The sequence below is a fragment of the Uliginosibacterium sediminicola genome (assembly GCF_039631295.1).
GTDB classification, from domain to species: Bacteria; Pseudomonadota; Gammaproteobacteria; order Burkholderiales; family Rhodocyclaceae; genus Viridibacterium; species Viridibacterium sediminicola.
The window spans coordinates 494,065-520,858 of record NZ_JBDIVE010000002.1; the positions used below are offsets into that span (position 1 = coordinate 494,065).

Below are 26,794 nucleotides of genomic sequence, written 5' to 3' on the forward strand. Positions count from 1 at the left end.
TTGGCCGGCTTTTTCGTTTTGTGCGCGCTTAACAAGCATCCGGAGACCAAGACATGCCCGGCACCAGCCGTCTCAAAGCACGTCATCCGCATGAAAGCCTGGCCAGTTCGCTGGCCGGTGATCTGATGCAGCGCATCGAACGCGGCGAATTGAATCCCGGCAGCAAGCTGCCGAGCGAACGCGAGCTGATGGCCAGCTATGGCGTCAGCCGCTCGGTGGTGCGCGAAGCGACCTCCAGCCTGCGCTCGGCCGGCCGTGTCAGCACCCAGCAAGGTCGCGGCGCCTTCGTACTGGCCAAGGCCGGGCCCAGTTCCCGCCCATTGAGCGACGCTCCTGCGCGCGCGACCTCGCAGCGCACGCCGATTGAATTACTCGAAGTACGGCTTGGCCTCGAAGTCCAGGCCGCTTCACTCGCCGCCCGGCGACGCACGCCCGAAAGCCTGCTCGCCATCGAGCATGCCTGGCAGTCGCTGTCCATCGTGCTCGAAGGCGGCGGCAGCAACGTCAGCCGCAAGGACCGCGAATTTCATGCGGCCATCGCCCGCGGCACGCAAAATCCGTATTTCGCCGACACGCTCTCCAGCCTGGTCCAGCTGCGCCCGGAGCGCACGCAACGCCAGTTCAGCAGCGAGGCCGCACGCAAGGCACACATGCAGCAAGTACGCGCCGAGCATGAGCAGATCTTCCTCGCCATTGCACGTGGCGACGCGGACTCGGCCGCCGCCGCCATGCATTTGCACCTGGCCAACAGCCTGCAGCGACTCAGCCAGGGCATGCCGGCCGATGTCGTCGACAGCAAACCTGTGCGCAAAGGAAACCATTCATGACCCATCCCGCCATCGCGCGCGTCGGCGCCCTGTTGAAAACCTCCGCCCTGGTCGGCGGCCACTGGCTGGCCCACGCCACGCGCTTTGAAGTGCGCGACCCGGCCAATGGCCAGTTGCTGGCCGAGGTCAGCAATCTCGACGCGCATGAGGCGGATCGCGCCATCAATATCGCCGCCAATGCGCTGCCGGTGTGGCGCAATAGCACGGCCAACGAGCGCTCGGCGATCCTGCGGCGCTGGTACGAACTGATTCTCGAACACCGCGAAACGCTGGCCGTGCTGATCACCGCCGAGCAAGGCAAGCCGCTGGCGGAAGCGCGCGGTGAAGTGGTGTATGCCGCCTCCTTCGTCGAATGGTTCGCCGAAGAAGCGCGCCGCATCTATGGCGACATCATCCCCAGCCCGAGCAATGACCGGCGCGCGCTGGTCCTGCGCCAGGCGATCGGCGTATGTGCGGCGATCACGCCGTGGAATTTCCCGGCCGCGATGCTGACCCGCAAGATCGCCCCCGCGCTGGCCGCCGGCTGCACGATCCTGCTCAAGCCTGCCGAACAAACACCGCTGACCGCGCTGGCGCTGGCCGATCTGGCCATGCAGGCCGGCATGCCGGCGGGCGTCTTCAATGTGCTGACTGCGGATGGCCGCAACTCGGTCGCCATCGGCAAACGCTTGTGCGAGCACCCGCAGGTGCGCCATCTCTCATTTACCGGTTCGACCGAAGTCGGCCGCCTGTTGATGGCGCAATGTGCGCCGACGCTCAAGCGCATGTCGCTGGAACTGGGCGGCAATGCGCCCTTCATCGTGTTTGACGATGCCGACATCGACGCGGCCGTGGACGGCGCGCTCTTCGCCAAGTACCGCAATGCCGGGCAAACCTGCGTCTGCGCCAATCGCTTCATCGTACAAGCCGGCGTGCATGATGAATTTGTCGCCCGCCTCGCCGAGCGCAGCGCACAGATTCGCGTCGGCCATGGTTTCGAGGAAGGCGTGCAGCAAGGCCCGCTGATCGATGACGTAGCGGTCGCCAAGTTCATGCATCACCTGGACGATGCCCGCCGCAAGGGCGCGCGCCTGCATGTCGGTGGCGTGGCGCCGAAGGGCCGCTTCGTCGCGCCGACGGTGCTCAGCCAGGTGAATACCGACATGCTGGTCGCCCGCGAAGAGACCTTCGGCCCGCTCAGCGCGGTGATGAAATTCAGCGATGAGGAAGAAGCCATCGCGCTCGCCAATGCCAGCGAATCCGGCCTCGCCGCGTATTTCTACACCCGCGACATCAGCCGCGTGTGGCGCATGGCCGAAGCGCTGGAATGCGGCATGGTCGGCATCAATACCGGCGCCATCTCCTACGCCAGCATGCCGTTTGGCGGCGTCAAGCAATCGGGCTTCGGCCGCGAGGGCTCACGCTACGGCATCGACGAATACGTCGACCTCAAATACCTCTGCATGGCCGGGCTGTAAAAGCCCCGGCGCTTGTCGCCTACTCCGCCTCCAGCTTGGCCACGCCCAGCGCCAGCAGCTTCATGCCGACGCCAGCGCCGAAATTGACCTGCACCCGCGCATCGGCGCCGCTGCCCTCGGCGGAGACGATGACGCCGGAGCCGAACTTGGCATGGCGCACCGACTGGCCGATGCGGAAGCCGCCCAGATCGCGATTGGCCTGCCGCGGCGCATTGGCGCGTGAGCCGGCGTAAGCCTCGTTGCGCGTCGGCGTATGCACGGCGCCGAAGCCTTGCTGCACGCGCGGCGTCAGCCACTTGAGCAGTTCAGCAGGAATCTCCTCGAAAAAGCGCGACTTGATCGCAAACCGCGTCTGCCCGTGCAGCATGCGGCTTTGCGCCAGCGACATGTACAAGCGCTTGCGCGCGCGCGTCACCGCCACGTACATCAGGCGCCGCTCTTCCTCCAGACCATCCAGTTCGGTGATGCTGTTCTCGTGCGGGAACAAGCCGTCTTCCAGGCCGGTGATGAACACCACATCGAATTCGAGACCCTTGGCGGCGTGCACGCTCATCAGCTGCACGGCTTCCTGACCAGCGTCGGCCTGGTGCTCGCCGGCTTCCAGCGAGGCGTGGGCCAGGAAACGCGAGAGCGGATCGCCGGCGACGACTTCCTCGCCCTCGGCTGGCGTGCTGTCTTCGCTGATGAAATTGGTCGCCGCGTTGATCAGTTCGTCGAGGTTGGCGAGGCGCTCCTCGCCCTCGCGCTCGGCCTTGTAATGCGCACGCAGACCGGAGGCATCGAGGATGTGGTCGACCATCTCGGGCAGGCGCAGCTCGCGCGTCGTCAGGCGCATTTCTTCGATCAGGCGGATGAAGGCTCCGATCGCCTGCGCCGGCTTGCCGGCAAGCTGCGAGACCGCCGCGTACAAGCTGGTGTTGTAGGTGCGCGCCGCGTCCTGCAGCTGTTCGAGCGAACGCGCGCCGATGCCGCGCGTCGGGAAATTGACCACACGCACGAAGGCCGTATCGTCATCGGGATTGGCCATCAGGCGCAGATAGGCCAGCGCGTGCTTGATTTCCTGGCGCTCGAAAAAGCGCAGGCCGCCATACACACGATACGGAATGCCCAGCGAGAACAGCTGGTGTTCGAGCACGCGGGATTGCGCATTGCTGCGGTAGAGCAAGGCGATGTCGCTACGCGCGGCGCCCTCGCGTACCAGTTGCTGGATCTCTTCGACGATCCAGCGCGCCTCGTCCAGATCGGCCACCGCTTCATAAACGCGGATCGGCTCGCCACTGCCCTGGTCGGTCCACAGATTCTTGCCCAGGCGCTTGCTGTTGTTGGCGATGATGGCATTGGCTGCATCGAGGATATTGCCGTGCGAGCGGTAGTTCTGCTCCAGGCGGATCACCGCCGGTACCTGGAACTCGCGCTCGAAGTCGCGCATATTGCCGACCTCGGCACCGCGAAAGCCGTAGATGCTCTGGTCATCGTCACCGACCGCGAACACCGCCGCCGGCGTCGGCGTGGCGTGGCCGGCAATCAGCTTGAGCCACAGGTATTGCAGGCGATTGGTGTCCTGGAACTCATCGACCAGCAGATGGCGGAAGCGCGCCTGGTAATGGCGGCGGATCGGCTCATTGCGTTCGAGCAGCTCATAAGCACGCAGCAGCAGCTCGGGGAAATCGCAGACGCCTTCGCGCTGGCATTGCGCATCGTATTCGGCATACAGCTCGACGCGGCGCCGCGTGTAGTCATCCCAGGCCTCGACCGCATGCGGGCGGAAGCCGGCTTCCTTATTGCCATTGATGAAGTGCTGCAGCTCGCGCGGCGGGAATTTCTCGTCATCGACATTGAGCACCTTGAGCAGGCGCTTGATCGCCGCGAGCTGGTCCGCCGTATCGAGAATCTGGAAGGTCTGCGGCAGCGCCGCCTCGCGGTAATGCGCGCGCAGGAAGCGGTTGCACAGCCCGTGGAACGTGCCGATCCACATGCCGCGCGTATTGATCGGCAGCATCGCGCCCAGACGCGTGAGCATCTCCTTGGCCGCCTTGTTGGTAAAGGTCACGGCAAGAATGCCGGCCTGGCTGACCTGGCCGGTTTGCAGCAGCCAAGCGATGCGCGTGGTCAGCACGCGGGTCTTGCCGGAACCGGCCCCCGCGAGGATCAGGCCGGACTGCGCCGGCAGCGTGACAGCCGCCAGTTGTTCTGGATTGAGGTTTTCGAGCAGACGGGACATTGAAAGGCACGGCCAAAGAAGAACCCGCATTTTACGTTGCAGCGTGACTTTTCCGGCATTTGTCTGGCACTTGCCCGCCGATGCCGCTCAAGCCCGCGGCCTGGCATGACGTTAGCTGTCGGATTGCCGATAGATTCGTTCGGTTTTCGTTCAGAGTGAAGGCGCCATCGCTGATGCACAGACCACGCACCGTGCTGCTCACGACCTGCTGTGTTGCGCCGCTTCTGGCCAGTGGGCTGGCCGTGCTGTTGCCGCTGCCGCCACTGATCGCCCTCCCGCTCGGCGCACTGGCCGGCAGCCTGCTGCTGTGGCCGGCCCTGCGCGCCCTGCAAGCGCAGGCCGCGCACAGCTTCTGCGAGCGGGTGCTCGACGAGATTCCCTATCCCGTGGCGATCAAGGATGCCGACAGCCGCCTGCTGCTGGTCAATCGCGCCATGCTCGACTACAAGAATCTCAGCCGTGATGCGCTGATCGGCAGCCTGGGGCGCTGCCCCGCAGAGAGCGAGGACTTCCACCGCCAGCGCCTGGCAGAAGATCAGCAAGTGCTGGCCGGCCGACCAGTGCGCAAGGAGGAACGCCTGCCGCCCAGCTTCAGCCACAACGGGCGGGAGATCAGCCAGATCGTCGTCAAGCGCCGCACGCAAAGCCTGCAGGGTCAGCCACTGGTGGTCTGTTCGCTGTTCGATATCAGCGAGCAACGGCTCAGCCAGCGCCGTGCCGAGGAAGCGCTGGCGCGCGAAGTCCTCACCCGCGAGCACATTGCCGACTTCACCCAGCGCCTGATCGATGTGATCCCGCAGCCGGTCTACATCAAGGACGCACACTCACGCTACCTGCTGGTCAATGCCGCCTTCTGCCGCTACCGCATGCTGTCGGCCGGCGAGCTGATCGGCAAAAGCCCTTTCGATCTGGCCAAGGACCCCGCACACGCGGCGATGGTAGTCGCCGAAGACGCCACCGTGCTGGCCGGTGGGAGCGTCTCCAAGGAAGAGGAATCGCGTCACCCGGTCACCGGAGAGTCGATTTTCCGCTGGCTGGGCAAGGAACGCTGCCAGGACGCCGATGGCCGGCCGATCATCGTCGGCGTCAATTTCGACCTGACCCCCTGGCGCCTTGCCGAACGTGAGAACCAGCAAGCCCTGGCTCGCGAAAAGACCTTGCGCGAACGCGTGCAGGCTTTCATGCAGCGTCTGATCGATGTGATTCCGCAGCCGGTGTACGTGAAGAACGCCGCCAGCTGCTACATCATGGCCAACAAGGCGATGCTCGAAGACATGTGCAAAAGCAGCCCGGCCGAGCTGCTCGACAAGACCCCTAGCGAACTGGGCTGGAGCGCCGACTACGCCGCTCACATCGTGGCTGAAGACCAGCGCATCGCGCTCGGCGAGATCGTCTATAAGGAAGAGCACATCACCCACCCGTCCAGCGGCAAGGCGGTGCATCGCATCATCTCCAAACGCAGCTGCCTGGACGCCGAGGGCCGTGCCGTGATCGTCGGCGCCAACTTCGACATCACGCCGCTGCGCGAAGCCGAGCGCTCCGCCGCCCGCGCCAGCGAGGCCAAATCGCTGTTCCTCGCCACCATGAGCCACGAGATCCGCACCCCGCTCAATGGCGTCATCGGCATGCTGCGCCTGGCCCTCAAGCGCCCGCTCGACAAGGCCACCCGCGAACAGCTGGGGGTGAGCCTGCGCAGCGCCGAATCGCTGCTGACCATCATCAATGACATCCTCGACTTCTCGAAGATCGAGGCCGGCCATCTGCAGCTGGAAGAAATCGATTTCGAACTGCGGCAAACCATCGCCGACGCCCTGCAGAGCTTCCGCCTCAGCGCCCAGGAGCGCAGCATTGCCCTGGTGGTGGATATCGACGAGCGCTTGCCGCGCTACGTGCGCGGCGACCCGACGCGACTACGCCAGGTACTCATCAACCTGACCGGTAATTCGCTCAAATTCACGCGGCGCGGCAGCATCACCGTGCGCCTGCGCGAACATCCCGCCGGCCTGCAGGTCGAGGTCGAAGACACCGGCATCGGCATCGCCGCCGAGGCCCTGCCGCGCATCTTCCAGCGCTTTCAGCAAGCGGACAGTTCGACCACGCGCGTCTTCGGCGGCACCGGCCTCGGGCTGGCCATTTGCAAGCAGCTGGTCGAAGCCATGGGCGGCGAGATCACGGTGCGCAGCACCGAGGGCGTGGGGTCGGTGTTCAGCTTCAGCATCGCGCTCAAAGCCGGCACAGCGCCGACCGAAAGCGCCGACGCCAGCGAGCAGCAGGCGCTACGCAGCCTGTCCATCCTTTGCGCGGAAGACTCGCCGACCAACCAGATCATCATCGAAGCCCTGCTCGACGCCCTCGGCCATCGCGTCAGCATGGCCAGCGACGGGCTCGAAGCGCTGGAACAACTCGCTGCGCACGACTTCGACCTGGTGCTGATGGATGGGCGCATGCCCAAACTCGACGGCCATGCCACCACGCGTGCGATCCGCGCCGGCGAATATGCCGGCCTGCGCATCCGCAACCCGCAGATCAAGCTGGTCGCGCTCACCGCCAATGTCTCCGAGATCGACATGACGGAGTTCCGTGCCGCGGGCGCTGACGAATTCCTCGCCAAGCCCATCGATGAGCAACAGCTTGCGCGCCTGCTCGCCCGCCTGAGCCGGCAGATTCCGCCCGCGCCGACCGCGCCCGCTGCAAGCCCAGCGGCCAAACCCGCGCTCAATGAGCGCATCCGCGCCAAAGTCATCGCCTCCCTGCCCGCGCGCATTGCCGAAGTCGAGCAAGCCTTGGCGGCGGCCGACTTGGAGACCCTGACGCGGCTCTTCCATGGCTTCAAAGGCAATATCGGCTTTGCGGGCGATCCGGCCCTGACGGCGCAAGCGGCCACGCTTGAAGCGCAGGCAGCGTCCGCCCAAGGCGAGGCGCTGGCCCGCGACTGGCCAGCTTTCCGCGCCGCGCTGCAGGCCTTGCAGACCGTCCGGCCAGACTGAGCCGGCCGCATGCATAGCGGAAGAAGCGGCGCGGCCTGCTAAAATGGCGGATTCCCGAATTCAAGCCCTAAGCCACCATGTCGTCGTTGCCCGAGAAGTACGATCACACCGCCACCGAAAAAACCGCCCAGGCCTTCTGGGAGCGCAGCGCTGCTTTCAAGGCGGTGGAAGACGCCACCAAGCCCAAGTACTACTGCCTGTCGATGTTCCCGTACCCCTCGGGCAAGCTGCACATGGGCCATGTGCGCAACTACACCATCGGCGATGTGCTGACGCGCTTCCACAAGATGCGTGGCTACAACGTCATGCAGCCGATGGGCTGGGACGCCTTCGGCCTGCCCGCCGAGAACGCGGCGATTGCCAACAAGGTACCGCCGGCCAAGTGGACCTACGACAATATCGAGTACATGAAGGGCCAGCTCAAGTCGCTGGGTTTCGCGATTGACTGGAGCCGCGAGCTGGCGACCTGCAAGCCCGAGTACTACAAGTGGAACCAGTGGCTGTTCCTGCGCATGCTCGAAAAAGGCATCGCCTACAAGAAGACGCAAGTCGTGAACTGGGACCCGGTCGACCAGACCGTGCTCGCCAACGAGCAAGTGATTGATGGCCGCGGCTGGCGCACCGGTGCGGTGGTCGAGAAGCGCGAGATCCCCGGCTACTACCTCGCCATCACGCAATATGCCGACGAACTGCTGAACGACCTCGACACCTTGGACCAATGGCCAGAGCGCGTGCGCCTGATGCAGGCCAACTGGATCGGCAAGAGCACCGGCGTACGCTTTGCCTTCCCGCACGAGATCAAGGACGAGACGGGCACGCTGATCAACGACGGCAAGCTGTGGGTGTTCACCACCCGTGCCGACACCATCATGGGCGTCACCTTCTGCGCCGTCGCCGCCGAGCACCCGCTGGCCACGCATGCCGCCAAGAACAATCCCGAACTCGCCGCCTTCATCCAGAAGTGCAAGAGCGGTTCGGTCATGGAAGCCGACATGGCAACCATGGAGAAGGAAGGCCTGCCCACCGGCCTCTTCGTCACCCATCCGCTGACCGGCGAACAGGTTGAAGTCTGGGTCGGCAACTACGTGCTGATGAGCTACGGCGATGGTGCGGTGATGGGCGTGCCCTCGCATGACGAGCGCGATTTCGCGTTTGCCAAGAAATACGGCCTGACGATCAAGCAGGTCATCGCGGTGGCCGGCAAGGAATTCTCCACCGAAGCGTGGCAGGAATGGTATGGCGACAAGGAAAACGGCGTCTGCATCAATTCCGGCAAGTACGACGGCTTGAGCTATAGCGCCGCCATCGATGCCATCGCCAGCGACATCAAGGCCCTCGGCCTCGGCGACAAGAAGCTGCAATGGCGCCTGCGAGACTGGGGCGTCTCGCGCCAGCGCTACTGGGGCTGCCCGATTCCCATCATCCACTGCGATGACTGCGGCTCGGTGCCAGTGCCCGACGATCAACTGCCGGTCGTGCTGCCCGAAGACTGCGTGCCGGATGGCTCCGGCAACCCGCTGCACAAGCGTCCGGACTTCCTCAACTGCGCCTGCCCCAAGTGCGGCAAGCCTGCACGTCGCGAGACGGACACCATGGACACCTTCGTCGATTCGTCCTGGTACTACGCGCGCTTTGCCACGCCGGGCAATGACACGGCCATGGTCGACGAGCGCGTCAATTACTGGCTGCCGGTCGACCAGTACATCGGCGGCATCGAGCACGCGATTCTTCACCTGCTCTACTCGCGCTTCTGGACCAAGGTGATGGGCGATCTCGGCCTCGTCAATTACCGCGAGCCCTTCAAGCGCCTGCTCACGCAAGGCATGGTGCTCAATCACCTGTTCTCGCGCCGCTCGGACAAGACCGGCATCGAGTGGTTTGCCCCCGAAGAGATCGATCTGGTGAAGGACGAAGCCGGCCGCGTCACCGGTGCCACCGCCAAGCGCGACGGCAATCCGGTCGATTACGGCGGCTACGGCACCATGTCCAAGAGCAAGCGCAACGGCGTCGACCCGAACGCGATGATCGAGCAGTACGGTGCCGACACCTCGCGCTTCTTCATGATGTTCACCGCACCGCCGGAGCAGACGCTGGAGTGGAGCGATGCCGGCATCGAAGGCTCTTACCGCTTCCTCAAGCGTGTGTGGGCGTTCGGCCATGTCTTCGCCAGCCAGATCAAACCGCAGCTGCCGGCCAGCCGCACGCTGGCCTCGGCCAAACTCAATGACAAGCTCGGCAGCCTGCGTCGCGAAATCCACCTGCTGCTCAAGCAGGCCAATTACGACCTGGGCAAGCAGCAGTTCAACACCGTGGCGTCCTCGTGCATGAAGATGCTCAACGCGCTTGAAAAGGCACCACGCGATTCGGGTATTGCCGCCGAAGTCATCGAAGAATGCTTCGGCATCCTGCTGCGCGTGCTCTCGCCGATCACACCGCACATCACTCACACGCTGTGGGCCGACCTGGGATACGTGAAAAACGAGGGCGATGACATTCTGTCGGCGCCGTGGCCGGAACCGCTGGAAGCTGCACTGGTGCAGGACGAGATCGAGCTGGTGCTGCAGGTGCTGGGCAAGACGCGTGGCTCGGTGAAGGTGCCGGCCGGCGCCGACAACAAGGCCATCGAAGCGCTGGCGATTGCATCGGAAGCGGCGCAGAAGTTCATGGAAGGCAAACCCGCCAAGAAAGTCATCGTGGTGCCGGGCCGCCTGGTGAATATCGTGGTTTGAACGAAGCGCTGAAAAAATAAAAGAGGAGTCCTTGCGGCCAATACCGTTCAGTTAGGCTATGTGCATGTTTGATGTGCTGGTTTTGGACGCAAAGGACGCAAAGGAAAAGCAAAGGCCCGCAAAGGAAAACGATTTTTGGTTTCCTTTGTGGGCCTTCTGTCTTTCTTCGCGCCCTTTGCGTCGAAAATCCGTCGCCCCAAAGCTGAATATGTCTTAGCTGAACTGCATTAGGGTGTGCGGAGCCTTTTTCATTTCATCGCTTGACCTTGACGCTGCGTCAAACCTGAAACTGGCTGCGAGCAAACGAACTGTGTGGAGCATGGCATGATCCTGATCGGCGAACTGGCCCGCCTGCTGGGCGTGACCAGCCGGACCCTGCGGCATTACGAGCAGATCGATCTGTTCCCGCGCGGTGGCAGGCATTCCACGCGCGCTTTTACGCACCTCGGCCCGGTCAGCACGGCGGTCGACACCTATCGCCAGATCTGGGAGTCGCTTGAGCCTGTGTGGCAACTCAGACACAGCCTTGGCCCGCAGTTCGAACTGCACGACGAGCGCTTCAAGGGCCCGCTGGACCCTGCCTCGGAAGTGGATATCCACATCCCGGTGCTGTAAGGCGCTGCGGCCGGTCGCGCCGCGCAGGCCAGCCGCGGGGTACAATCGCCAGCGCTAACCGACTCCCAGCCGCTCACGACGCCCATGACTGCCCGAACCTTCCTGCTCCGCCTTGCCGCCTGCCTTTGCATCGCCAGCCTCACGGCGTGCGGCTTCCAGCTGCGCGGCCCGAAGCCGCTGGCGTTCAAGACCATTTATCTGGGCATCAACCCCTACAGCGAGTTGAATGCTGCGCTCAAGCGCCAGATCCACACCAGCGGCACCACCGAGGCTGTTGCAGCGGCGACCGAAGCTGAAGTCATGCTGCAGGTGGCCAATGACAGCCAGGAAAAGGTGATCCTCTCGCTGGCGACCGACGGTACGGTGCGCGAATACCAGCTGCGCCGCAGCTTCAGTTTCCGCGTGCAGGACCGCAAGGGCCGCGAAGTGCTGTCGCTGGCGCAGATCAATCTGACGCGCGACATGACCTTCAGCGACAACGTGCGCCTCGCCAAGGACCAGGAAGAAACCCAGCTGTACCGCGACATGGAAGACGATCTGGTGCAGCAGATCATGCGCCGCCTGGCCGCGATCCGCCCCAGCGCGCCCTGAAGCCGCTGCCGCGCACGCATGCCTAATCTGCGCCCCGAGCAACTTGCCGCGCATCTGCAAGCCGGGCTCTCGCCGCTCTACCTGATCCACGGCGACGAGCCGCTGCTGAGCATCGAAGCGGGCGACGCCATCCGTGCCGCCGCGCGTGCTCAGGGCGTCAGCGAGCGCGAGGTACTGGTCGTCACCCAGCATTTCAAATGGAACCAGTTCGATCTGGCCGGCGGCAATATGTCGCTGTTCGGCGACCTCAAGCTGGTCGATCTGCGCATTCCCAGCGGCAAACCCGGCCGCGAAGGCGGCGAGGCGCTCAAGCGCTTTGCCGAGGGCATCGATCCGCGCGCCGGCCTGCAAGGCGGTGTCGTCACCCTGATCACCCTGCCGCTGATGGATTGGGCTGCGCGCAAGACCAGCTGGTTCGTCGCCCTCAGCGAGGTCGCCGTCACGCTCGAATGCAATGCGCCGGAGATGGCCGCCCTGCCGCAATGGATCGCCGCCCGCCTGTCACGCCAGCAACAAAGTGCATCGCGTGAGGCGCTGCAATTCATCGCCGAACACGTCGAAGGCAATCTGCTCGCGGCGCACCAGGAAATCCAGAAACTGAGCCTCTTGCATGGACCCGGTGAATTGAGCCTGGCCCAGGTTGAAGACGCCGTGCTGCATGTCGCCCGCTATGACACCGAAAAGCTGCGCGCCGCCTTTCTCGACGGCGATGCCGCACGCTGCGCGCGCCTGCTCGAAGGCCTGCAGGGCGAAGGCGCCGCACCGCCGTTGCTGCTGTGGACCCTGGCCAACGAGATCCGCGCCCTGGCCAATCTGCGCAGCGCCCTCGACAGCGGCCAGCCGCTGGATACCGCGATGCGCAATGAACGCATTTTCGGCCCGCGCCAGCAGGCCATGAAGCGCGCCGTGCAACGCCTGCGCGCCCCGCTCTTGCGGGCATCACTGATGCATGCGGCACGCATTGACCGTATGATCAAGGGCCTCAGTCAAGGCGATGTGTGGGACGAATTCCTGCAACTGAGCCTGCGCTTGCGCGCCTAGCCCGAACGCCGGACCTCCTGGCAGGGTGGCGCAGCACCTGAGGCTGACCACATTTGCCGCGTCCCATGCCGATATTCCGTCTCTGTTTGCTCCTGGCCCTGCTGCTGCCCACCCTGACACAGGCTGAAGTCCTGCGCGTGCTGAGCTGGCCCGGCTATGTCACCAACGAAGCGACGCACGCCTTCGAACAACAATACGGCGTCAATGTCGAACTGGTGATCATCAGCTCGGACGAGGAACTATGGAAACGCGCCAGTCTCAACGAAGGACGCAATTTCGACCTTATCGCGCTCAATACCGCCGAACTCAAGCGCTACATCGAGGCGAATCTGGTCCAGCCGCTCAACATGGCGCGCATTCCCAACGCACGCAATCAGATCGCACGCTTCCGGCATGCGGCACGCATTCCCGGCTTGGTCAGCGGCGGCAAGCAATGGGCGGTGCCCTTCACCTATTCTGCGATGGGCCTGATCTACAACCGCAAACTACTCGCCAAGGCGCCAGACTCGATGAGCGCGCTGTGGGATCCGGCCTTCCGCGGTCGCATCCTGCTGCACGACAGCGCTTCACACAACTTCAGCCTGACCGCGCTGAGCCTCGGCATCCGCACGCCCTTCCAGCTTGATCAGACGCAGTTCAACAGCAGCCTCAAGCGCCTGCTCGCCCTGCGCGACAATCTGCCGCTGTTCTACAGCACACCGGAAGAAGCAGTCGAAATCATGCGCGCGCAAGACATTGCCCTGCTCTTCGGCAACTACGGCGACCAGCAGGTGCGCCTGTTGCGTCAGGCCGGGCTCGATGTCGCGCAGATCATGCCGCGTGAGGGCGCGCTGGCCTGGCTCGACTGCTGGGCGATGTTGCAGGGGGCCAGTAATCCGCGTCTGGCCGAGGCCTGGATCAATCACATGCTGACCCCGGCCGTCGCCCAGCAGCTGAGCAGCCAGCAAGGTCTCTCCAATACCTTGCGCGAGACGCAGAACACGGCCTTGCGCGACAAGGACAAAATCATCTGGCTCGAACCAGTCGAGGATGCCACGCAGCGCGCCTATTACTGGGAACGCCTGCGCGCCGGCACCCGGCCACCGCCGGGGCGCTGAGCGCAGCGCTCAATCCCGCGGCAGGTAACGCGCGGCCGCCAGCCCCATCAGCAAACAGGCCAGACCGAGACCGATGAACACCGGCACCAGGCCGAAACCGTCGCCCGCGCGACCGATCAGCACCGTCATCAAAGGCGTCGGCAGAATGCTCAGGAAGCGCATGCTGGTCACCACGCGGCCCAGCAAGGCATCGGGCGAAACGGCCTGGCGCAGGCTCAGGTAATTGACGACATAGATGGTGCCGCCGACATTCAACAGGCACAGCGCTGCGCCGGCCAGCCAGGCGACATGCGCCATCTGCCGCGTCGGCAAGGCATAGGCCAGATAGCCGAAAGCCGCGATCAACACGCCCGCCACCAGGGTATTGCGGATGCCGATGCGCCGCTCCAGCCAGTGGGCGACGAGCGCGCCGCCCAGCCCGCCGAGGGCGCCCAAGGTATTGATCAGGGCGATGCCGCTGGCGTCCAGACCCAGCTCGCGTGCGGCGAACAGCACGTACAGCGCGGCAAAACCGTCATTGAGGCCGATCCACAGACAAACCACCCAGACCAGGTGGCGCAGCATCGGTGTCTGCCAGACCAGTTGCAGACCTTCGCGAATCTGCGGCCACAGGCGCAGCGGGCTCGCCACGCCCCGGACTTCCTGGAAGCGGATGCGTGCCACCAGCAGCGCCGAGAGCAGGAAACTCGCCGCATCCGCGATGATCGCCAGCGGCGCGCCGAGCAGGGCGACCAGCAGCGCCGCCAGCGCCGGCCCCACCACCTGGGCCACCGAGGCAGCGCCGGAGAGCTTGCTATTGGCCAGCACCAGACGCTCGCGGCCGACCAGCTGCGTGATGAACGCCTGCATGGCCGAACCGCCAATCGCCTCCTGCGTCTTGACCAGGAAGCCGACGCCGCACAGCAAGGGCATGCTCAGAAAGCCGCCGAACCAGGCCAGCGGCACCAGCAGCAGGCCCAGCGCCGCGCAGAGATCAAAGGCCACGGCGAGATGCCGCTTGCGCGAACGGTCGATCCACACCCCGGCCGGCAGACCGAGAATCACAAAGGGCAGCAGCTGGCAGGCGATCAGCACGCCCATTTCGGTCGCGCTGGCGCGCAGGAGCTGGACTGCGGTGAGCGGCAAAGCCATCTGGGTGACGGCCGAGCCCAGCACCGACAGGGTATTGGCGGCGAACAGCAGCAGGAAGTTGCGATCACGCCACAAAGAGCCGGGAACAGCCGTGGCGGACGCGGGAAGGGGATGATTCAAGGCAAGCGGGCCTACACAAAGAGGCCGCGAGTCTCGCCCGCATGCACGACGCGGTCAAGCATGCGCCCATAATGCAAAGCTTCGACGATGCCCGACGTGCCCCCATGAACATTCCCGCCCCACGCCTGCACCGCAACCTGTTGCTGCGGCAGATCCGCATCCGCCCGCGCCTGTTCGCCGCCAGCCTGCTCGCCCTGATCGTGTTCGCGCTCAGTCCCGCACTGCTTGGCGTACATCCGGTCACGCGCCTGCTGCTGAGCTGGAACGCGGGCGTCTGGGCCTATCTGCTGATGGCGGCGGTAATGATCCTGCGCAGCACCCACGAACGCCTGTGCTGGCGCGCCCGCTTGCAGGACGAGGGGCGCCTGGCCGTGTTGAGTGCGGTGATCCTCGCCAGCTTTGCATGTCTGGCGGCGATCTTCGTCGAACTGGCCAGCGTGCGCGAACTGCACGGGCTGCTCAAGGCCGAGCACATCGCGCTGACCCTGGCCACCGTGCTCTCATCCTGGTGCTTCATCCATCTGATGTTTGCCCTCCACTACGCGCACGACTTCTATCTCGCCCAAGGGCGTGGCGGTGATGGTGGACTGATTTTCCCGAACACGCCGCAGCCCGATTACATCGACTTCCTCTATTTCGCCGCCGTCATCGGCACCTCCGGCCAGACCGCCGATGTCGCCTTCAGCTCCTCAGCCATGCGCCGCTGGGGTCTTTTGCATTGCGTGCTGGCCTATGTTTTCAATACCACCGTGCTGGCGCTGGCGATCAATATCGCGTCAGGCCTGATCTAGGGCCTGCTTACACTCATCCGACGGTTGCGCGGCCACACAATGGAGTGCAGAACAAGGCGCGGCAAGGCCGTACTGCGCTCAATTGAGTGAGCGCCTGCACGGTTGAAGTGCTGGGCTTGCCATACTGCGTTGCGCTCCTTGTGCGGGGACCCACCCCGCACCGCGTCGTGCGCCTTGTCTGGCAAGCCCAGCACTTCAACGCAATCCGCCGGATGAGTGTAAGCAGGCCCTGGTGCCTTGTTACAATGCAGGAACCAATTCTGCACAGCGTGCATCAGAGACAAGATGGATATCCAGCAATACATGCAGCGCGTCGGCCAGGAGGCGCGTAGCGCCTCGCGCGCAATGGCAGCGGCCTCGACGGCAGCCAAGAATCTGGCCCTGAACGAAATCGCCCGCCTGATCCGTGCGCGTGCGCCGCAGCTGCTTGCTGCCAATGCGCGCGATCTGGAGCAGGCGCGCGCCGATGGCCTCGAAGCGGCGATGATCGACCGCCTCACGCTCAGCACCAAGGGCATCGAGCAGATGGCGGCGGGCCTGGAGCAGGTCGCATCCCTCCCCGATCCGATTGGCGAGATCAGCAACGTCAAGCGTCGCCCCTCGGGCATCCAGGTTGGTCATATGCGTGTGCCGCTGGGCGTCATCGGCATCATCTACGAAGCCCGCCCGAACGTCACTGCGGATGCCGCCGGTCTGTGCATCAAGAGCGGCAATGCCAGCATCCTGCGCGGCGGCAAGGAAGCCCTGCACTGCAATCAGGCAATTGCTGCCTGCGTGCGCGAAGGCCTGCTGGCGGCAGGCTTGCCGGAAAACGGCGTGCAAGTCATCGAGACCACGGACCGCGCCGCGGTGGGTGAGCTGATCACCATGCCGCAGTTTGTCGATGTGATCGTGCCGCGTGGCGGCAAGGGCCTGATCGAGCGCATCAGCCGCGACGCACGGGTGCCGGTGATCAAGCATCTGGACGGCAATTGCCATGTCTACATCGACGACGAAGCCGACGCAGCCAAGGTGCTGCCCATCGTCGAGAACAGCAAGACGCAGCGCTACGGCACCTGCAACACGGCCGAATCCCTGCTCATCGCGCGCAGCGTGGCCAAGCGCTTCCTGCCGGACATCGGCCGCATGCTGGCCAGCAAGAACAACGAGATGCGCGGCTGCGCCGAGTCGCTAGCGATCTTGCGCGAAGCGGACATCCCCAACGCCAAATTTGTCGAAGCCACCGAGCAAGACTGGTTCGAGGAATACCTCGCACCGATCATCGCCATCAAGGTGGTGGCCGATGTCGATGAAGCCATCGCCCACATCAACACCTACAGCTCGCAGCACACCGATGCAATCATCAGCGAGAACTACAGCAAGGCCATGCGCTTCCTGCGCGAGGTTGATTCGGCCTCGGTGATGATCAATGCCTCGACGCGCTTTGCCGACGGCTTTGAATACGGCCTGGGCGCTGAAATCGGCATCTCCACCGACAAGATCCACGCCCGTGGCCCGGTCGGCCTGGAAGGCCTCACTTCGCAGAAATGGGTGGTCTTCGGCAATGGCGAGGTCCGCGCGTGAACGGCCTGCTGCTGGTGCTGATCGGCGTCATCGCCTGCGTGGGTGCCTGGGCAGTGTTCCGACGCGAAGAGCACAAGTTCTTCACCATGGTGCCCTTCAACGAAGCCCATCGCTACATGCGCCAGCCTGGTGGCCTGATCTGGTGGATCGGCATTGCCGTGCTGCTGCTGGGCATTTTCGAGACTTGGGCGGCACGCTGAACCGGACTTGTCGCGCTGCCGACCACCGTACCCGCGCATGAGCAGCCCGCCCTTCGATGCCGTCCTCGCCCTGCCCAGCTGCCGCCTGGGCGTGCGCAGCACGCATCAGGCGCTGAGCGAGCTGGTATTTCTGCCGCCCGACACCCCGCTCTACGCCGGGCAGCAGCCCTTGGCGCAAGCACTCGCTGAATTGATCGCGCGCTGGCTGAATAACCCGCAGCAGCGCTTCGATCTGCCCCTGCAGACACGCGGCACGCCTTTCCAGCGCCGCATCTGGCAAGCGATCAGCGCCATCCCGCTGGGTGAGACTCGCCACTACGGCGAACTGAGCGCCCTGCATGGCGGCACCGCGCGCGCCGTCGGCCAGGCCTGCGGCGCCAATCCTTTTCCGATCATCGTGCCCTGCCACCGCGTGCTGGCCAAATCCGGCCTCGGCGGCTTCGCCCATGCCCGCGACGGCTGGTTGCTTGAAACCAAGCGCTGGCTGCTGCAACACGAAATAAAGGCATGAGCACACCTGGTCTGGCGCTGGAAGAAAACATCCTGATCGCTGAATTCATCGATCAGTTATGGCTACAAGACGGTCTGGCCAAAAACACGCTGGACGCCTATCGCTCGGATTTACTGCTGTTCGCCCAATGGCTGCAGTCTTCACAGCGGACATTATTGAATGTATCGAGCGCTGATTTTGGGCAATATCTCGCCAGCCTCAGCCAGTCGCGCCGCGCCACCACGCAACGCCGCATGCTCGCCGCGCTGCGCCGGTTTTATCGCTGGCTGCTTGCGGAAAACCGCATCAGCAGTGATCCCACGCTGCAAAGCGACGCGCCCATCACGCCGCAACGCTTCCCGAAAACCCTCAGCGAACAGCAGGTCGAAAGCCTGCTCGCCGCACCGGATATTGAAAACCCGCAAGGCTTGCGCGATCGCGCCATGCTCGAAACCCTGTATGCCAGCGGTCTACGCGTTTCGGAACTGGTCAGCCTCAAAATACTGCAGCTTGATCTTTCCTCGGGCCTGATGCGTATTACCGGCAAGGGCAGCAAAGAAAGGCTGGTGCCACTCGGCGAATGGGCGATTGAATGGCTGCGTCGCTACATGGCACAAGCCCGCCCCGTGCTGCAGAAAAAACCCGATGACGCGGTATTTTTAAGCCGCTTCGGCACTGCCATGACGCGGCAAATGTTCTGGCAAATCGTCAAACGCCACGCACTGAGTGCAGGCATTTCGCAGGCGGCAATATCACCGCACACCTTGCGCCACGCCTTTGCCACGCATTTGCTCAATCACGGCGCGGACTTACGCGTGGTGCAGCTGCTGCTCGGGCATGCCGATATATCCACCACACAGATTTATACCCACGTAGCACGCGAGCGCCTCAAACAATTGCACAGCAAACACCACCCGCGCGGCTGATTAATTTTGTTGTATACAAGAAAATTAACAGAATTTGATCGGGTGGGTTTTGCATTTTATGTATTATTAGAACACAATTGCGCCTGTAGCCCGGTGTGCAGAACCTCACTGGATAATCAACAACACCCGGAGAATAAAACCATGGAATTGAACAAGCTTTCCCTCACTGAGCTCAACCGCCTTAAATCCCGCGTTGAGGCAGAAATTGCACGCCGTGCCGACACCTCCAAACGTGACCTGCTGAAAAAGGTCCAAAAGCTCGCCGCCGATGCTGGCGTGTCGCTGGACGACCTGCTGGGCCAGGCTCCCGCCAAGGCCGCCGGCAAGACGGCTGCCAAGGCTGCGCCCAAAGCAGCCAAGAAACCGGGCGCTCGCAAGGGTCAGAAGGTTGCCCCGAAATACAGCAATCCCGCCGATGCCAGCCAAACCTGGACCGGCCGTGGTCGCCAACCGGCCTGGGTGGCCGCCCACGTTGCCGCAGGCAATACCCTCGACAGCCTGCTGATCCTGTAATACCCCGCAGCGCCGGCTTTTCCGGCTCCGCATAGACCGCCGCTCAACCCGCCAGGGGAGCGGCGGTTTTTCATTGTGCCGCCATGATTCGCGAGATTGAACAACGAGCCTCACGCGCGACGACGCGCAACAGATAAGCTTGCAGGCAATAAAGCGAATTCGGCGCGAGTTTGTATGGCTTCAGAATAAAACCCAAACAAATAATGCGCATACGTTTGCGGGTAATAAAACAACACGCAAACGGCTTATGCCGACATGCAAGCGGAGAGACGGCCTCAGCCTCCTGGCGCCGCGCAATGCCCGGAAAAATACCGCAAGCCTAACGAGGCCTGAGTTACCTTGAGACGAAGATTCGTTCTGGCTACCAAAACAATCAAGGCGCTCAATTCAGCGGACACCCCGTGGCACCCGCGTTTATACCCGTGGTGGCACCGACACCCCATCACGGCCACGCTCGATATAAACCCCCACGCGGTGCACGCCACGCAGCACACCAAGCTTGGCGATCGACAGGCGCACCCAGGGCGCACCGAATTCCTCGAACATGATGCCGATGAGGAATTCGCCCAGGGTTTCAAGCAGATTGAAATGCTGTTCGGCAAGCAGCTCGCGGATGCGGCACACCACCTTGTCGTAATCGATGGTGTCGGCGATATCGTCGTGCTCAGCAGCGGCGTCGGGCACGCCGAAGGTCAGATTGATCTCGACCGACTGCGGCGCGGCTTGCTCACGCGGATAAATTCCCACCCAGGCTTGCAGCTGCAAGCCCTCAACAAAGATAAAATCCATCCCTCGCCCGTCCACATCGTAAGCAAAACCTGATGCCCGCCATTCTAGCCCCCGCCCTCGCCTTCATCGCTGCCTTCCTGCTCGGTTCGATTCCCTTTGCCGTCATCGTCTCGCGCCTGATGCGCCTGGAAGATCCGCGCAAATACGGCTCGGGCAACCCCGGCGCCACCAATGTGCTGCGCTCGGGCAACAAAACCGCTGCCGTGCTGACCCTGCTGGGTGATTCCGTCAAAGGACTGTTTGCCGTGGCGCTGGCCAAGGCGCTGGCGCCGCAACTGGGCCTGAGCGCAAGCACACTGGCCCTGGTCGCGCTGGGCGTATTCCTCGGCCATGTGTTCTCGGTGTTTCTGCGCTTCAAGGGCGGCAAGGGTGTCGCCACGGCTGCCGGCGTGCTGCTCGGCATTGATGGCCGCCTCGGCCTGGCCACCCTCGCGGTGTGGCTGCTGGTCGCCTTTGTCACGCGCTATTCCTCGCTGGCTGCCATCTGCGCGGCCGTCGCTGCACCGGCCATCGCCTACGCGCTGGGCGCCGGCAATACCTGGGCGGGTGCCTGCACGATCATGTCGGCGATCCTGATCTGGCGCCACGCGGGCAATATCCGCAAGCTGCTGGCCGGTCAGGAAAGCCGCATCGGCAAGAAAGCCTGACTCAGCCGGCCGCCTGATCCAGCGGCCAGCGCGGGCGGATGGCGAAAGCACCGCCCGGCGTCGAACTGGCCAGCCCGCGCTGCCAGCGCATGGCAGTAGCCAGAGCGATCATGGCGCCATTGTCCGAACAGAACTCCAGCTCCGGGAAATACACCCGGCCGCCACGGCGCGCCAGCGCCTGGCCCAGCTGGGCGCGCAGGCATTGATTGGCACCCACGCCGCCGGCGACGACCAGGCTTTTCAGCCCGCTTTGCTTGAGTGCGGCCAGCGCCTTGGCACACAGCACATCGACCACCGCCTGCTGGAACTCGGCCGCCAGATCCGCCGCCTGCTCGGCGCCATAGCCCTCTTGCTGGGTGGCGGTGAGCACAGCTGTTTTCAGACCGCTGAACGAGAACTGCAGATCACCCGAATGCAGCATCGGACGCGGCAGCTTGAAGCGCCCCGCCTGCCCCTGCGCAGCCAGGCGCGCCAGCGCCGGCCCGCCGGGATACGGCAGGCCGAGCAACTTGGCGGTCTTGTCAAAAGCCTCGCCGGCTGCATCATCGACGCTCTCGCCGAGCAAGGCGTATTCGCCAACCCCGGTGACCTGCATCAGCTGCGTATGGCCGCCTGAGACCAGCAAGGCGACAAAGGGGAATTCGGGCGGATCGCTGGCCAGCAGCGGCGAGAGCAAGTGCCCTTCCAGGTGATGCACCGGAATCGCCGGCACGCCGAGGGACAGCGCCAGCGCTTCGGCGAAACTCGCGCCGACCAGCAAGGCGCCCGCCAGCCCGGGGCCAGTGGTGTAGCCGATCACGGCGACATCCTGCAAACGGGCATCGGCCGCAGCCAGCGTCTCGCGCAGCAGGGGAACGAGGCGGCGGATGTGATCGCGCGAAGCCAGCTCAGGCACCACGCCGCCGTAGGCAGCGTGCATGTCGATCTGCGAAAACACGCGATGCGCCAGCAGGCGCCCCTGGCGCGGATCGTAAAGGCCGATGCCGGTCTCGTCACACGAGGTTTCGACACCGAGAACAAGTTGCGGCGCAAGTTGAGGCGTATTCATGCCGCCAGTTTACACGACTGCGCACTGTGGACTTGGAAAACGCGCGGCGCCGTAGTATAGTCGCCGACTGTCTGCGCTGCCGAGTACGCAGCCTCCCGAACAAACAATGCAATTTCGCACCTTAATCGAGTGCACATTGCAAGCCAAGGAAGCCAAGAATGCCTGGTGTACGTGTCAAGGAAAACGAGCCGTTTGAAGTTGCCATCCGCCGCTTCAAGCGCACCATTGAAAAAGCTGGCGTGCTGACCGATCTGCGCGCTCGCGAGTTCTACGAAAAGCCGACTTCCGAGCGCAAGCGCAAGAAAGCAGCAGCCGTCAAGCGCCTGCATAAGCGTCTGCGCAGCCAAACCCTGCCGCCGAAGCTGTTCTGATCGGCGGCGGTCAGGGCCAGACCGGTTCTCGCCCCTCACCGCCACGCATCAAGCTTACGTTGCTGGACAAACCCGGCGCCCTCAGGGTAGCCGGGTTTTGTTGTTTGATGCCTGCCTGCGTGCCGCATAGTTTGCTAGTCAGACCTCACTAGCGCGCCACGCCCGCAGAACCCGCCCATTTGCCGGAGAACACCCATGTCGCTGAAAGAACGCATCACCGAAGACATGAAGACCGCCATGCGCGCCAAGGATACGGCCCGCCTGTCCGCGATTCGTCTGCTGCTGGCTGCCATCAAGCAAAAGGAAGTCGATGAGCGCATCGTGCTGGACGACGACGCCCTGCTCGCGATCATCGAAAAACAGCTCAAACAACGCCGCGATTCGGTCAATCAGTACGAAGCCGCCAAGCGCGAAGATCTGGCCAGCGCCGAGCGTTTTGAAATCGAAGTGCTCAGCGCCTACATGCCGGCTGGCCTCTCCGAGGCCGAGATCGACGCCGCGGTCAGCGCCGCCATTGCCGAAACCGGCGCCAGCGGCCCGGCCGACATGGGCAAGCTGATGGCCCTGCTCAAGCCGCGCCTGGCCGGCCGCGCCGACATGTCGGTGGTCTCCGCCAAGATCAAGACCGCACTCGCCCGCTAAGCGCAACGGGCGCGCGGCATGATTCCGGAGTCCTTCGTCCAGGAAGTGCTGGCCCGGGTCGACATCGTCGACCTGATCGAGCGCCACGTGCCGCTCAAGAAAGGCGGCGCCAACTACGCCGCCTGCTGCCCTTTCCACAACGAAAAATCGCCGAGCTTCACGGTCAGCCCGAGCAAGCAGTTCTATCACTGCTTCGGCTGCGGCGCGCACGGCACGGCAATCGGCTTCCTCATGGAATACGCCGGTCTGTCCTTTCCGGACGCGATCAAGGAGCTGGCCCAGCAAGTCGGCCTGACGGTGCCGGAAGAAGACCGACCCGATCCGCAAAAGCAGGCGCAGAGCCAGTCCCTGCTAGAAATCATGGCGCGCGCGGCAAAGTTCTACCGCGATGAGCTGAAGAAGTCCCACAAGGCCATCAACTACCTCAAGGGACGCGGGCTGACCGGCGAGATCGCCGCCCGCTACGGCATCGGCTATGCGCCGGAAGGCTGGCAAGGCCTGCGCGCGGTTTTCGGCGGCCAGTACGAGAATGCCGCCCTGGTCGAGGCCGGCTTGGTCATCACCAACGACACCGGACGCCGCTACGACCGCTTCCGCGACCGCGTGATGTTCCCGATCTGCGACCAACGCGGCAATATCATCGGCTTTGGCGGCCGCGTGCTTGGCCCGGACACACCAAAATACCTCAACTCGCCGGAAACGCCGCTGTTCGAAAAAGGCCGCGAACTCTACGGCCTGCATCAGGCGCGCCAGGCCATCCGCGAGAGCAATACGGTCGTGGTGACCGAGGGCTACATGGACGTGGTCGCCCTCGCCCAGTTCGGCTTCGGCGCCGCAGTCGCTACGCTGGGCACCGCCACCACCGCCACCCACATCCAGAAGCTGTTTCGCCAGGCCGAGCGCGTGGTGTTCTGCTTCGACGGCGACAAGGCCGGCCGCAAGGCTGCGCGGCGCGCGCTGGAGAACAGCCTGGAACACCTGGCGGACGACCGCGCCGTGCGCTTCCTGTTCCTGCCCGCCGAACACGATCCGGACAGCTACATCCGCGAGCAAGGCCTGGTCGCCTTCCAGCGCGCGCTGGACAACGCCATGCCACTGAGCGACTTCATGCTGCGCGAGCTGCGTGGCGAGCTCAATCTGGACACCGCCGAAGGCCGCGCACGCCTGGTGCACGAAGCCAAGGACTGGATTCCGCGCATGTCGGCGCCGATCCTGCGCAGCCAGACCCTGCGCCTGCTGGCCGAACACGCCGGCATGGACACCGCCGAAGTCGAGCGTGCCCTGGGTCTGGAGCCCGGCAAAAAGCCGCGCCCGACGCCACGCCGTCTCGAACGCCAGCGCGTCATCACGCCGGCGCGCCAGCTGCTGCGCCTGCTCTGCGCGCGCCCGGCCCTGTGCGCCGAAGTGCCCGCTCAGGCCGGCAGCCTGCTCGAAGACGAAAGCGAGCGCGATGCCCTGCAACTGATCTGCGAACGCATGGTCCAAGGCGTATCGCTCAACGCCCTGTTCGAAAGCCAGAGCGACGCCGGTCTGCGCAACCTGCTGGCCGACCTGCTGACCGCCTCGGACGAAGAGCTGGTCAGCGACGAAGAAGCTGGCGAATTCCTGGCCGACACGCTGCGCACCCTGCAGCGCAATGCCGTCGAGCGCGAGATTGCAGCCATCACCCAGCGCGCCAGCAATGTCGCCCTGAGCAGCGAGGAAATACAGCGTTACACAAGCCTTTTACAGCAGAAACAGCAACTCAAAACTGGACAGAAACCCTCTGTCTAACATATACTTATCTGTTTCCCTGCCCGCAGATGCGAAGGTCTTGAATCACGGACCGGAATCCGCATGACTGCCGAGGCTCGATCACAGAAATGCCGCCCAGAGGAACTTATGGCCAAGGCAAAACCCTCCGCCACCGAAGTCGAGCAAGTCATTCCCGCACCCAAGGCAAAAGACGCTCCCAAGGCCAAGTCGGCCAAGGCTAAAGACAAGAAGGATCTGCGCAACCTGCCTGCCGAGCTGGTCGCCCCGGGTGAAAACGCCGAAGTGCGCCGCACGCGCCTCAAGTCCCTGATTGCCCTGGGCAAGGAGCGCGGCTACCTGACCTATGCCGAGGTCAATGACCACCTGCCCGACGAGATGGTGGACGCCGAGCAGATCGAGTCGATCATCTCGACCTTCAACGACATGGGCATCAAGATCTTCGACGTGGCACCCGCCGCCGAAGACCTGCTGCTCTCCGACAGCGTGCCGACCGCCGTGGTCGACGAAGAGGTCGAAGAAGAAGCTGAACAGGCGCTGTCGACCGTCGACTCCGAATTCGGCCGCACGACCGACCCGGTGCGCATGTACATGCGCGAAATGGGCACCGTCGAGCTGCTGACGCGCGAAGGCGAAATCGAAATCGCCAAGCGCATCGAAGATGGCTTGAAGCACATGGTGATGGCGATCTCCGCCTGCCCGACGACGATTGCCGAAATCCTCGCCATGGCCGAGCGCGTCGCCAAGGACGAGCTGCGCATCGACGAGCTGATCGACGGCCTGATCGACCCCAATGCGGTCGAGAACGAAGAAGCCGCCGCTGCCGCGATTCCTGACGAAGACGAAGAACTGGCTGAAGAAGAAGAGGAAGAAGACGAAGAAGGCGCTGCCGCCGGCGCCGTCTCGGCCTCGCTGCTGCAGCTCAAGGCCGACGCCCTGGAAAAGTTCGAGACCATCAAGGCCCTCTACGCCAAGATGATCCCGGCGCTGACCAAGAAGGGTCCGCAGGACAAGACCTACCAGAAGCTGCACGAGCAGATCTGCGCCGAGCTGCTGAACATCCGCTTCACCGCGCGCGTCACCGAAAACCTCTGCGACACCGTGCGCCACATGGTCGAGAACGTGCGCAAGCACGAGCGCAAGATCCTCGAACTGTGCGTGGATCGCTCGGGCATGCCGCGTCCGCACTTCATCAAGGCCTTCCCCGGCCATGAGACCGACCTGGACTGGCTGAAGAACGAAATCTCCTCGGGCGCCAGCTACGGCGTCACGCTGATGCGCATGCAGCCGAACATCCTCGAAGAGCAACAAAAGCTCATCGACTTGCAAGAGCGCATCCAGATCAGCCTCAAGGACCTCAAGGACATCAACAAGCAGATGTCCACGGGTGAAGCCAAGATGCGCCGCGCCAAGCGCGAGATGACCGAGGCCAACCTGCGTCTGGTGATCTCGATTGCCAAGAAGTACACCAACCGCGGCCTGCAGTTCCTCGACCTGATCCAGGAAGGCAATATCGGCCTGATGAAGGCGGTCGACAAGTTCGAATACCGTCGCGGCTACAAGTTCTCCACCTACGCCACGTGGTGGATCCGTCAGGCGATTACGCGTTCGATTGCCGACCAGGCGCGCACCATCCGCATCCCGGTGCACATGATCGAAACGATCAACAAGATGAACCGCATCTCGCGCCAGATCCTGCAGGAAACCGGTGCCGAACCCGATCCCGCAACCCTGGCGATCAAGATGGAAATGCCGGAAGACAAGATCCGCAAGATCCTCAAGATCAGCAAAGAGCCGATCTCGATGGAAACGCCGATCGGTGACGACGACGACTCCCATCTGGGTGACTTCATCGAAGATACCGCCACGCTGTCGCCCAGCGACGCCGCGCTGTACTCCTCGCTGAAAGACACGACGAAGGAAATCCTCGACTCGCTCACGCCGCGCGAAGCCAAGGTTCTGCGCATGCGCTTCGGCATCGAAATGAATACCGACCACACGCTGGAAGAAGTCGGCAAGCAGTTCGATGTCACCCGCGAGCGCATCCGCCAGATCGAAGCCAAGGCGCTGCGCAAGCTGCGTCACCCCAGCCGCTCCGAGAAGCTGCGCAGCTTCCTCGACGGCGAAGGCTGATCCAAACCCGCGCCAACATGCCATAAACATGTTGGCGCAACAGTTTCGGGCCTCTAGCTCATGCCTGGTTAGAGCAGCGGACTCATAAAATTTGTGCCGTACGTCTGGAAACT

The 26,794-nt window shown here is 63.7% G+C and carries 23 protein-coding genes; 19 read left to right on the forward strand and 4 right to left on the reverse strand.

What is annotated here, in order from left to right:
* The first annotated feature begins 53 nt into the window (after positions 1-53).
* Together ABDB84_RS06195 and ABDB84_RS06200 are read left to right on the forward strand one after the other, a co-directional pair.
* A complete protein-coding gene (locus tag ABDB84_RS06195) occupies positions 54-827 on the forward strand; it encodes a FadR/GntR family transcriptional regulator (RefSeq protein ID WP_345918825.1) in 774 nt (257 codons plus the stop codon).
* The gene (locus ABDB84_RS06200; protein ID WP_345918826.1) at positions 824-2,284 is read left to right on the forward strand and encodes an NAD-dependent succinate-semialdehyde dehydrogenase; all 1,461 of its coding nucleotides are present in this window, start codon (positions 824-826) and stop codon (positions 2,282-2,284) included. Before ABDB84_RS06195 ends, ABDB84_RS06200 begins: the two co-directional genes overlap by 4 nt.
* Positions 2,285-2,303: 19 nt before the next feature.
* On the opposite strand, the gene ABDB84_RS06205 is transcribed toward ABDB84_RS06200, so the two are convergent.
* On the reverse strand, positions 2,304-4,505 hold the full coding sequence (locus tag ABDB84_RS06205; protein ID WP_345918827.1) for a 3'-5' exonuclease: 2,202 nt from the start codon (positions 4,503-4,505) through the stop codon (positions 2,304-2,306).
* Between the two features lie 173 nt (positions 4,506-4,678).
* Between ABDB84_RS06205 and ABDB84_RS06210 the strand changes: the two genes are divergently transcribed.
* The 6 genes from ABDB84_RS06210 to ABDB84_RS06235 all read left to right on the forward strand — a co-directional run bounded on the left by ABDB84_RS06210 (position 4,679) and on the right by ABDB84_RS06235 (position 13,565).
* Positions 4,679-7,492, forward strand: coding sequence for an ATP-binding protein (locus ABDB84_RS06210; protein WP_345918828.1), 2,814 nt, complete (start codon positions 4,679-4,681; stop codon positions 7,490-7,492).
* Positions 7,493-7,578: 86 nt separating this feature from the next.
* On the forward strand, positions 7,579-10,221 hold the full coding sequence (gene leuS / locus ABDB84_RS06215) for a leucine--tRNA ligase (RefSeq protein WP_428715078.1): 2,643 nt from the start codon (positions 7,579-7,581) through the stop codon (positions 10,219-10,221).
* 324 nt (positions 10,222-10,545) lie between these two features.
* Positions 10,546-10,836, forward strand: coding sequence for a MerR family DNA-binding transcriptional regulator (locus ABDB84_RS06220; protein WP_345918830.1), 291 nt, complete (start codon positions 10,546-10,548; stop codon positions 10,834-10,836).
* An 84-nt stretch (positions 10,837-10,920) separates the two neighbouring features.
* Positions 10,921-11,427: an LPS-assembly lipoprotein LptE gene (locus tag ABDB84_RS06225; RefSeq protein WP_345918831.1), complete on the forward strand. Its 507-nt coding sequence runs from the start codon at positions 10,921-10,923 to the stop codon at positions 11,425-11,427.
* 18 nt (positions 11,428-11,445) lie between these two features.
* Positions 11,446-12,468 carry a DNA polymerase III subunit delta gene (gene holA / locus ABDB84_RS06230; protein WP_345918832.1) on the forward strand — a complete coding sequence of 341 codons (1,023 nt, stop codon included), beginning with the start codon at positions 11,446-11,448 and terminating at the stop codon, positions 12,466-12,468.
* A 65-nt stretch (positions 12,469-12,533) separates the two neighbouring features.
* Positions 12,534-13,565, forward strand: coding sequence for an extracellular solute-binding protein (locus tag ABDB84_RS06235; RefSeq protein WP_345918833.1), 1,032 nt, complete (start codon positions 12,534-12,536; stop codon positions 13,563-13,565).
* Between the two features lie 9 nt (positions 13,566-13,574).
* Here ABDB84_RS06235 and ABDB84_RS06240 read toward each other — a convergent pair whose 3' ends face one another.
* Positions 13,575-14,816, reverse strand: a complete 1,242-nt coding sequence (locus ABDB84_RS06240; protein ID WP_345918834.1) for an MFS transporter — start codon at positions 14,814-14,816, stop codon at positions 13,575-13,577.
* A gap of 104 nt (positions 14,817-14,920) precedes the next feature.
* Here ABDB84_RS06240 and ABDB84_RS06245 point away from each other — a divergent pair, with 104 nt between their 5' ends.
* The 6 genes from ABDB84_RS06245 (at position 14,921) to ABDB84_RS06270 (ending at position 19,299) form a co-directional block, all read left to right on the forward strand.
* A complete protein-coding gene (locus ABDB84_RS06245; protein WP_345918835.1) occupies positions 14,921-15,607 on the forward strand; it encodes a DUF1345 domain-containing protein in 687 nt (228 codons plus the stop codon).
* 285 nt (positions 15,608-15,892) lie between these two features.
* Positions 15,893-17,170, forward strand: a complete 1,278-nt coding sequence (locus ABDB84_RS06250) for a glutamate-5-semialdehyde dehydrogenase (protein WP_345918836.1) — start codon at positions 15,893-15,895, stop codon at positions 17,168-17,170.
* Entirely contained in the window at positions 17,167-17,370 is a 204-nt protein-coding gene (locus ABDB84_RS06255) for a hypothetical protein (RefSeq protein WP_345918837.1), read from the forward strand. Before ABDB84_RS06250 ends, ABDB84_RS06255 begins: the two co-directional genes overlap by 4 nt.
* A gap of 37 nt (positions 17,371-17,407) precedes the next feature.
* Positions 17,408-17,881 carry a methylated-DNA--[protein]-cysteine S-methyltransferase gene (locus ABDB84_RS06260; RefSeq protein WP_345918838.1) on the forward strand — a complete coding sequence of 158 codons (474 nt, stop codon included), beginning with the start codon at positions 17,408-17,410 and terminating at the stop codon, positions 17,879-17,881.
* Entirely contained in the window at positions 17,878-18,786 is a 909-nt protein-coding gene (xerD, locus tag ABDB84_RS06265; protein ID WP_345918839.1) for a site-specific tyrosine recombinase XerD, read from the forward strand. Before ABDB84_RS06260 ends, xerD begins: the two co-directional genes overlap by 4 nt.
* 9 nt (positions 18,787-18,795) lie before the next feature.
* Entirely contained in the window at positions 18,796-19,299 is a 504-nt protein-coding gene (locus ABDB84_RS06270; RefSeq protein ID WP_345918840.1) for an H-NS histone family protein, read from the forward strand.
* 414 nt (positions 19,300-19,713) lie between these two features.
* Here the strand turns inward: ABDB84_RS06270 and ABDB84_RS06275 are convergent, their stop codons facing one another.
* Positions 19,714-20,088, reverse strand: coding sequence for a dihydroneopterin aldolase (locus ABDB84_RS06275; RefSeq protein ID WP_345918841.1), 375 nt, complete (start codon positions 20,086-20,088; stop codon positions 19,714-19,716).
* 32 nt (positions 20,089-20,120) lie between these two features.
* On the opposite strand from ABDB84_RS06275, the gene plsY reads away from it, so the two are divergent.
* Positions 20,121-20,735, forward strand: a complete 615-nt coding sequence (gene plsY, locus ABDB84_RS06280) for a glycerol-3-phosphate 1-O-acyltransferase PlsY (protein ID WP_345918842.1) — start codon at positions 20,121-20,123, stop codon at positions 20,733-20,735.
* 1 nt (position 20,736) lies between these two features.
* Here the strand turns inward: plsY and tsaD are convergent, their stop codons facing one another.
* Positions 20,737-21,783, reverse strand: a complete 1,047-nt coding sequence (gene tsaD, locus ABDB84_RS06285) for a tRNA (adenosine(37)-N6)-threonylcarbamoyltransferase complex transferase subunit TsaD (RefSeq protein ID WP_345918843.1) — start codon at positions 21,781-21,783, stop codon at positions 20,737-20,739.
* Between the two features lie 158 nt (positions 21,784-21,941).
* Between tsaD and rpsU the strand changes: the two genes are divergently transcribed.
* The 4 genes from rpsU (at position 21,942) to rpoD (ending at position 26,681) form a co-directional block, all read left to right on the forward strand.
* On the forward strand, positions 21,942-22,154 hold the full coding sequence (rpsU, locus tag ABDB84_RS06290) for a 30S ribosomal protein S21 (RefSeq protein ID WP_345918844.1): 213 nt from the start codon (positions 21,942-21,944) through the stop codon (positions 22,152-22,154).
* 195 nt (positions 22,155-22,349) lie between these two features.
* Positions 22,350-22,796, forward strand: a complete 447-nt coding sequence (locus ABDB84_RS06295; RefSeq protein WP_345918845.1) for a GatB/YqeY domain-containing protein — start codon at positions 22,350-22,352, stop codon at positions 22,794-22,796.
* An 18-nt stretch (positions 22,797-22,814) separates the two neighbouring features.
* Positions 22,815-24,569 carry a DNA primase gene (dnaG, locus tag ABDB84_RS06300; RefSeq protein ID WP_345918846.1) on the forward strand — a complete coding sequence of 585 codons (1,755 nt, stop codon included), beginning with the start codon at positions 22,815-22,817 and terminating at the stop codon, positions 24,567-24,569.
* 108 nt (positions 24,570-24,677) lie between these two features.
* Complete coding sequence (rpoD, locus tag ABDB84_RS06305; protein ID WP_345918847.1) at positions 24,678-26,681, forward strand: RNA polymerase sigma factor RpoD; 2,004 nt, start codon at positions 24,678-24,680, stop codon at positions 26,679-26,681.
* Positions 26,682-26,794 lie beyond the last annotated feature (113 nt).